This window comes from uncultured Mycobacterium sp. (assembly GCF_964249325.1).
Taxonomy (GTDB): Bacteria; Actinomycetota; Actinomycetes; order Mycobacteriales; family Mycobacteriaceae; genus Mycobacterium.
In genome coordinates this window covers 1-7,215 of sequence record NZ_CAXUCH010000155.1, presented here as the reverse complement: position 1 = coordinate 7,215, position 7,215 = coordinate 1, and the positions used below count along the sequence as shown (strand labels likewise).

Genomic DNA, 7,215 nt, shown 5'->3' with positions numbered 1-7,215 from the left:
GAAGTCGGGTGGCGCTACAACCTCGGCGCGGTGCAACTTCACGACGACGTGCTGACCGTCTCGATGGCTGGCATCAACAGGGAGAGTGGCAACAGTGCGTGTGAACAGGTCCTCGGTGTGCGCGCGAACGTCGTCGTCGGCGTAAGGACCTGCCTCGATCCGAGCAATATTCCTACCGATGCGACCGTGGCCGATCCGAACTTGGCTGGCACCTACGCCGAAAAACTCGCCTCCGACATACTCGCCAGAATCAAATGGTGAAGGCTCTACGAGTCACCCGCGAGTACCGAATTTCGCACTGATCGCCGAGTTAGCTAGAGGAATCTACCGTCGCCCGTTCGCGTACACGTCGCGTATGCAAACGGCTCTCCCTAGCGACTCTAACCGCTCTTAACTACTGTGACCAGGCCCTTTAAAGTGGGGCGGGCGGGACTCGAACCCGCGACCAACGGATTATGAGTCCGCGGCTCTAACCGACTGAGCTACCGCCCCGTAGCGCGACTAGTGCTCGTGCAATTTTCGCAGACGCATCTTCTGCTACAGCAAGGCGGTCATCCTGGCGGCCTGGAGGGCCAAGCGCTGCGGTGTAGTGACTTCCCGCGCTCGTAGCGGTCATCGCGATGACCAAAGTTGAGTTGCGGCGCCCTCAGGGCCATAAGCTGAGACCAGCCAAGGTCGGGATGGTCCCTGGGGAGGCCTGCGATGAACGCGCCGCCGGACGTGCCGGCTCCCCCTCCGCAGCCGCAGGGGGACCGTCGGTCGGATGGGACCCCGGTCATCAGGAGTGGGGCATTTGGGAGGGCCCGGTCTGGATACCCTCAGTGACCGCGTGCCATGTCGGCGCTCACTGCAACTGCGGCGGCCACAGCAACAGCTATCCGTCCGCCGAGCGAAATATGATGCGCCCAATCGCCCTGGCACCAAGACAGGCGATCGTCTACCCAGGTAGATACCGCGGCCGCGGAGCCGCGTCGCCGCTACGGCCCCAATCGGTCCTGCTGCGGAACGTTCGTTGCTACAGCCGGCGCACGCACGAGCGAGTTCTTCGACAACCTCTTCGGTCAGGGTGTGGGCATGCTGGTGCTTGTCCAGAAGGGCGATGATGGCACCGAACAGCGCCTCGGCGGCCTCGTGCTGCGCTGCTCGTCGATCCGCCAACCGTGACCGGAGGATTACTGCGCCTGGCTCACCGACGACATGTGAAAGTCCGGTATCCGCAACGACGGCATCGCCGCCCGGGTGGCCCAATCGCCCCATTCCCGCGGCAGCGTCACCTCGCTGGCGCCGGCCTCGGTGGCCCGCCGCAATAGAGACATCGGGCTCTCGTTGAACCGAAAGTTGTTGACGGCAGCGGTTACCTGGCCATCTTCGACCAGGTAGACGCCGTCGCGCGTCAGCCCTGTCAAGAGCAGCGTGGTCGGGTCGACTTCACGGATGTACCACAGCGTCGTGAGCAACAGCCCGCGCTCGGTGGCCGCGATCATGTCGGCCAAATCCGCCGATCCGCCTGTCATTAGCAGGTTGTCGGCCGCTACCGCGACCGGAGCGTCGAACTCGGCGGCGGCCGCCCGCGGATAGGCCAGCGCATTGATCGCCCCGTCGCGGATCCAGTCGACCCGCTCGATATCCATTCCGTTGTCGAACACCGACACCGTTTCCGTCGATGCGCTGACGGCGACGAACGGCGAGCATGCCAGGTCGGGAGCCCACGGATCCGAGTAGAGCGTCAGCGGCAGATCCGTGAGCCGCTCGCCCACGCGGGTTCCGCCGCCGGGGGCCGCGAAGGCGGTCCGGCCTTCTTGAGCGCCGCGCCCGCTCATCGACCACTGCAGGTAGATCATCATGTCGGCGACCGTCGCGGGCGGCATGATCGTCTCGTAGCGACCCGCGGGTAACTCGACGGTGCGCGCGGCCCAGCCCAGCCGTGTCGAGAGCTGCTCAAGCAACAAATCCGTTGGCACCTCGGCGAAATCGGATGTGCCAGTACCGGCCCACGCGCTGGCCCCGCCGCGTTTGGCGTTGATCTCCACCGAACCAGTGGGCTGGGTATAGCGGCGACGCAGGCCCGTCGACGAGGCCAAGAACGTCGTCTCCACCCCGTGATGGGCAAACCCGTACAGCTGGTCGGCGCCGCGAAACCCTCGGCTCAACGGGCCCGCGACCCCGGCGAAAACCTCCGCCCCGGTGCCCGACACAGGAGCGTCCCAGTCGTCGGGCACGCCGCCACCGCTGAGAAGGGCTGCAGCGTCGCGGGCCTTCGGCGCCGAGCGGGCCGCCTCCACCGACGCCTTTACCAGCGCGGGTATCAGCGACGGGTCGACCTCGGCCGACCGCAGGGAACCGACGCGTGCCGTATCACCGTCCTGCAGAATGGAAATCACCGTGGTGCTGCGGCTGGTCGATACCCCGTTGGTGGTCATGGAGTTGTTCGCCCAGCGCAGCGAAGCCTCGGCGCGGTCTGTGACCAACACGATGGTCTCGTCGGCGCGGGCGGCATCCAGTGCCAGATCGACGACTTGGGACGCGGGGATCATCGGCCGGCCTCGCTTCGGGTGTTGAGGACGTTGACACCGCGGAACAACGCCGACGGGCAGCCATGGCTGACCGGGGCCACCTGGCCGGGTTGGGCTTTGCCGCAGTTGAAGGCGCCACCCAACCGCCACGTCGACGCCCCGCCGACGGCTTCCATGGAGTTCCAGAAGTCGGTGGTGGTGGCTTGATATGCGACGTCGCGCAGCTGTCCGTCCAATCGGCCGCCGCGGATGCGGAAAAACCGCTGCCCGGTGAACTGAAAGTTGTAGCGCTGCATGTCGATTGACCAAGATTTGTCGCCCACAATGTAGATGCCGTCCTCAACCCGGCCGATCAAGTCCTCGGTGCTGACTTCCTCGAGCGCCGGCTGCAGCGACACGTTGGCCATCCGCTGGATCGGAACGTGGTGCGGCGAGTCCGCGTACGAGCAGCCGTTGGACCGCGTCTGACCGAGCCGCGGGGCGAAAACCCGGTCGAGCTGATAGCCGACGAATATCCCGTCGCGCACCAAGTCCCAACTCTGAGCGGCCACGCCTTCGTCGTCGTAACCGACGCTCGCCAAGCCGTACTCGACGGTGCGGTCGGCGGTCACGTTCATCACCGGTGAACCGTAGCGCAGGGTGCCCAGCTTGTCGGGCGTGGCGAACGAGGTGCCTGCGTAAGCGCTTTCGTAGCCGATGGCGCGGTCGTATTCGGTGGCGTGGCCGATGGATTCGTGAATCGTCAGCCACAGGTTGGTCGGATCGATCACCAGATCGGTCGGCCCGGGCGTCACGCTGGGCGCCTTCAGCTTTTCGGCCAGCAGCGACGGTAACTGCGCGAGCTCGTCGCTCCAATTCCACACCTCGTCGCCGGCTAGCACCTCCCAGCCGCGGGCGGTCGGCGGCGCCAGTGTGCGCATCGAATCGAACACCCCCGTCGCGGTGTCGACCGTCACCGCCTCCAGGACGGGCATCAGACGCACGCGCTGCTGGGTGATCGACGACCCGAACGTGTCGGCGTAGAACGTCTGCTCCTTGACCGCGCTCAGCGCAGCCGACACATGGTCGACTCCGTCGGCGGCCAGCAGCCTGCCCGAGTAGGCCTGCAGGAGCGCAATCTTGTCGGCGGTGGGCACCATGAACGGGTCGATGTGATAGCTCGACACCCAGGTGGCGTCGGCGTACACCGGCTCCGGCGCCAGCTCCACCCGCTCGGCATTCAGCGCCGCCAGCGTGGTGGCCACCTGCACTGCGCGGCGCGCGGTGTCCGCCGCGACGTCGGGCGCCAGCTCTGCGTGTGACGCAAACCCCCATGTGCCCTCAACAATGACCCGAACCGCCAGGCCGATGTCGCGGTTGACGACGGAGGTCTCCAGCTCGCCGTCGCGCAGCCGGATGATCTCAGTGCTGATGCGGTGGAGTCGCAGGTCAGCGTGGCTGGCGCCCGCCGCAGTGGCCGCGGAGAGGGCGGCGTCGGCCAGCTCGTGGCGGGGCAGGTGCAGAAAGTCGGCATCGATCCCGCGGTTCTGTGTCACGGCTCCACCGTAACGACCGGCTTTAATACCCTCATGGCCCGCGCCGACGACGATGCAGAACGAAGCGACGAGGAGCGGCCGACCCGATGACCGCTGCGCCGCGACGATCCACCGCACTGGGCTATACGCTGCTGGCTCCGAGCCTGTTCGGCGTGGTCGCGTTTTTGCTGCTGCCGATCCTGGTCGTCGTGTGGCTGAGCATGCACCGCTGGGATCTGCTCGGCCCGATCGAGTATGTCGGACTGGACAATTGGCGTTCCGTGCTGACCGATCGGACGTTCGGGAACTCGCTGCTGGTGACGCTGGTGTTCGTGGCCATCGTGGTGCCCGCGCAGACGGTGCTCGGGCTGGTGGCCGCGGCGTTGCTGGCTCGCCGCTTGCCGGGCAGCGGGATGTTCCGCACGCTGTATGTGCTGCCGTGGATTTGCGCGCCGCTGGCGATTGCGGTGCTGTGGCGGTGGATTCTGGCGCCCACCGACGGCGCGGTCGCCACCGTGTTGGGGCATCGCATCGAGTGGCTTACCGATCCGGGTCTGGCGCTGCCGGTGGTGTCGGCCGTGGTGGTGTGGAGCAACGTGGGTTATGTGGCGCTGTTCTTCGTGGCCGGCATTCTGGCCATCCCCGCTGAGCTCTACGCCGCCGCACGCACTGACGGCGCGACTGCCTGGCAGCGGTTCTGGCGTATCACGCTGCCGATGCTGCGGCCCACCATGTTCTTCGTGCTGGTGACCGGGATTGTCAGCGCTGCGCAGGTTTTCGACACCGTATACGCGCTGACCGGCGGCGGGCCGCAGGGCCGCACCGACCTCGTAGCCCATCGCATCTACGCGGAGGCGTTCGGCTCGGCGGCGATCGGTCGGGCCGCGGTTATGGGGGTGGTGCTGTTCGTCATTCTGGTGGGCGCGACCATGGTCCAGCACCGGTACTTCCGACGGCGGATCAGCTATGACCTCACCTAGAAAACTGGCCTCGGCTTTCGCGGTCTACGCCGGCCTGACTGTCGGCGCAGTCATCACATTGGCGCCCTTCGCACTTGGCTTGCTGACGTCGTTCACCTCCTCGCACCAGTTCGCGACCGGCAGGCCGCTGGCATGGCCGCGGCCCCCCACGCTGAGCAACTACGCCGATCTGGGCAACGCTGGGTTCGGCCGCGCGTCGGCGGTCACCGCACTGATGACCGCCCTGATTCTGCTTGGCCAGATGAGCTTTTCGGTGTTGGCTGCCTATGCTTTTGCGCGGCTGCGATTTCCCGGCCGGGATGCGTTGTTTTGGGTTTATATAGCGACGTTGATGGTCCCGGCCACGGTGACGGTCGTGCCGCTCTATCTGATGATGGCCCAAGTCGGGTTGCGCAACTCGTTCTGGGCGCTGGTGTTGCCGTTCGTGTTCGGCTCGCCATACGCGATTTTTCTGCTGCGAGAGTACTTTCGCGCGATCCCTGACGATCTGGTCAACGCCGCGCGGCTGGACGGGGCCAACACCCTCGACGTAATCATGCACGTGGTTATGCCGGCGAGCCGTCCCGTGCTGGTCACGCTGGCACTGATCACCGTCGTATCGCACTGGAACAACTTCATGTGGCCGCTGGTGATCACCAGCGGGGGTAGGTGGCGGGTGCTGACGGTGGCGACGGCCGCGCTGCAGTCGCGCTATAACGCCCAGTGGACGCTGGTCATGGCCGCGACGACCGTCGCGATCGTGCCGCTGACTGTGCTGTTCCTGGCGTTTCAGCGGCGCATTGTGCGCTCGATTATTGTCACGGGGCTGAAATGACCTGGCGACCAAGATTTTCGACGTTGGTTGCTGCCGCCGTGGTCCTGTTGGCTGCGGCGCTGGCTGCGACGGCGGTGCTGTTGGGCCGGTCGTATGAACCTCGTGGCGGCACGACAGTGGTGACGGTGCGGCTGTGGGACGACCAGGTCGCTGCGGCGTATCGACAGTCGTTCGCGGCTTTCACCCGCGCGCATCCCGATATCGAGGTGCGCACAAATGTGGTGGCGTACTCGACATACTTCGAGACACTGCGTACCGATGTCGCCGGCGGCAGCGCGGACGACATCTTCTGGCTGTCCAACGCTTATCTGGCCGGGTATGCCGACAGTGGCCGGTTGATGAAAATCGATGCCGGCGAGGCTGACTGGGAGCCGTCGGTGGTTGAGCAGTTCACCCGTGACGGTGTGCTGTGGGCAGTGCCGCAGTTGACCGACGCCGGTATTGCCGTGTACTACAACGCGGATCTGCTGGCAGCCGCAGGGATCGATCCTTCGATGTTGGATTCGCTGCGGTGGAGCCCCGGCAGCGACGACACGCTACGTCCACTGCTGGCCCGGCTCACCGTCGACGCCGACGGGCGCGCCGCGGTCACAGCGGATTTCGACGCCTTCCGAGTCCGGCAATGGGGGTACAACGCGGCCAACGACCCGCAGGGCATCTACTTGAATTACATCGGCTCGGCCGGTGGCGTGTTCCAGGACGGTGATCGGTTCGCGTTCGACAATCCCAGAGCAGTCGCCGCTTTCAGCTACCTGGTTGGGTTGATCAATGCCGACCATGTCTCCCCGCCGGCGTCGGACACCAACGACAACGGCGATTTCTGCCGCAACCAGTTTCTGGCCGGCAAGATGGCGTTGTTTCAGTCCGGCACCTACAACCTCGCCGCGGTCGCCGAAAACGCCCGCTTTCGCTGGGGAGTGGCCATGTTGCCGAGTGGCCCCAAAGGGCGGGTCAGCGTCACGAACGGCATTGCCGCGGCTGGTAATTTCGCGTCGACGCACCCCGATGCGGTGCGTCAGGTGCTGGCCTGGCTTGGCAGCGAGCAGGGCAACGAGTACCTGGGCCGGCGAGGAACCGCGATCCCCGCGGTGCGCTCGGCGCAGCGGGCGTACTTCGACTACTGGACCGCCAAAGGCGTCGACGTCACACCGTTCTTCGCGGTGTTGAAGGGACCGCGCATCGCCGCGCCGGGCGGTGCCGGCTTCTCGGCCGGCTATCAGGCGCTCAAACCGTATTTCGACGAAATGTTCTTGGGCCGTGGCGACGTCGCGGCCACCCTGCGGCGGGCGCAAGCCGCGGCCAACGCCGCAGCACGGCGTTAGCGCCCAAGCGAGTGTTATCCACAGTTGGGTTTTCATCCACGGTCGAGGTTCTTGCGTGGCAGTAATGTCGGT

6 protein-coding genes and 1 tRNA gene are annotated in these 7,215 nt (G+C 65.8%); 4 read left to right on the top strand and 3 right to left on the bottom strand.

What is annotated here, in order from left to right:
- Window positions 1-117: 117 nt before the first annotated feature.
- Window positions 118-261, top strand: coding sequence for a hypothetical protein (locus tag ACFE99_RS17455; protein ID WP_375487468.1), 144 nt, complete (start codon window positions 118-120; stop codon window positions 259-261).
- Window positions 262-418: 157 nt separating this feature from the next.
- Here ACFE99_RS17455 and ACFE99_RS17450 read toward each other — a convergent pair.
- From ACFE99_RS17450 to ACFE99_RS17440, 3 genes are all read right to left on the bottom strand, one after another.
- Window positions 419-492 (bottom strand) — tRNA-Ile (locus ACFE99_RS17450).
- A 680-nt stretch (window positions 493-1,172) separates the two neighbouring features.
- Window positions 1,173-2,534, bottom strand: a complete 1,362-nt coding sequence (locus tag ACFE99_RS17445; RefSeq protein WP_375487466.1) for a metallopeptidase TldD-related protein — start codon at window positions 2,532-2,534, stop codon at window positions 1,173-1,175.
- A complete protein-coding gene (locus ACFE99_RS17440) occupies window positions 2,531-4,048 on the bottom strand; it encodes a TldD/PmbA family protein (RefSeq protein ID WP_375487464.1) in 1,518 nt (505 codons plus the stop codon). Before ACFE99_RS17440 ends, ACFE99_RS17445 begins: the two co-directional genes overlap by 4 nt.
- 86 nt (window positions 4,049-4,134) lie before the next feature.
- Here ACFE99_RS17440 and ACFE99_RS17435 point away from each other — a divergent pair, with 86 nt between their 5' ends.
- From ACFE99_RS17435 to ACFE99_RS17425, 3 genes are read left to right on the top strand one after another with little or no spacing between them, the layout of a single operon-like run.
- Window positions 4,135-5,007, top strand: a complete 873-nt coding sequence (locus ACFE99_RS17435; protein ID WP_375487462.1) for a carbohydrate ABC transporter permease — start codon at window positions 4,135-4,137, stop codon at window positions 5,005-5,007.
- On the top strand, window positions 4,994-5,821 hold the full coding sequence (locus tag ACFE99_RS17430; protein ID WP_375487460.1) for a carbohydrate ABC transporter permease: 828 nt from the start codon (window positions 4,994-4,996) through the stop codon (window positions 5,819-5,821). The genes ACFE99_RS17435 and ACFE99_RS17430 overlap by 14 nt, the downstream gene beginning before the upstream one ends.
- Window positions 5,818-7,143 carry an ABC transporter substrate-binding protein gene (locus ACFE99_RS17425; protein ID WP_375487458.1) on the top strand — a complete coding sequence of 442 codons (1,326 nt, stop codon included), beginning with the start codon at window positions 5,818-5,820 and terminating at the stop codon, window positions 7,141-7,143. Before ACFE99_RS17430 ends, ACFE99_RS17425 begins: the two co-directional genes overlap by 4 nt.
- Window positions 7,144-7,215: the final 72 nt, after the last annotated feature.

What these genes read in the sequence shown, in the direction of transcription:
- ACFE99_RS17445 (WP_375487466.1), bottom strand. Translation starts at nt 2,534, where the DNA reads ATGATCCCCGCGTCCCAAGTCGTCGATCTGGCACTGGATGCCGCCCGC.
- ACFE99_RS17435 (WP_375487462.1), top strand. Translation starts at nt 4,135, where the DNA reads ATGACCGCTGCGCCGCGACGATCCACCGCACTGGGCTATACGCTGCTG.
- ACFE99_RS17430 (WP_375487460.1), top strand. Translation starts at nt 4,994, where the DNA reads ATGACCTCACCTAGAAAACTGGCCTCGGCTTTCGCGGTCTACGCCGGC.
- ACFE99_RS17425 (WP_375487458.1), top strand. Translation starts at nt 5,818, where the DNA reads ATGACCTGGCGACCAAGATTTTCGACGTTGGTTGCTGCCGCCGTGGTC.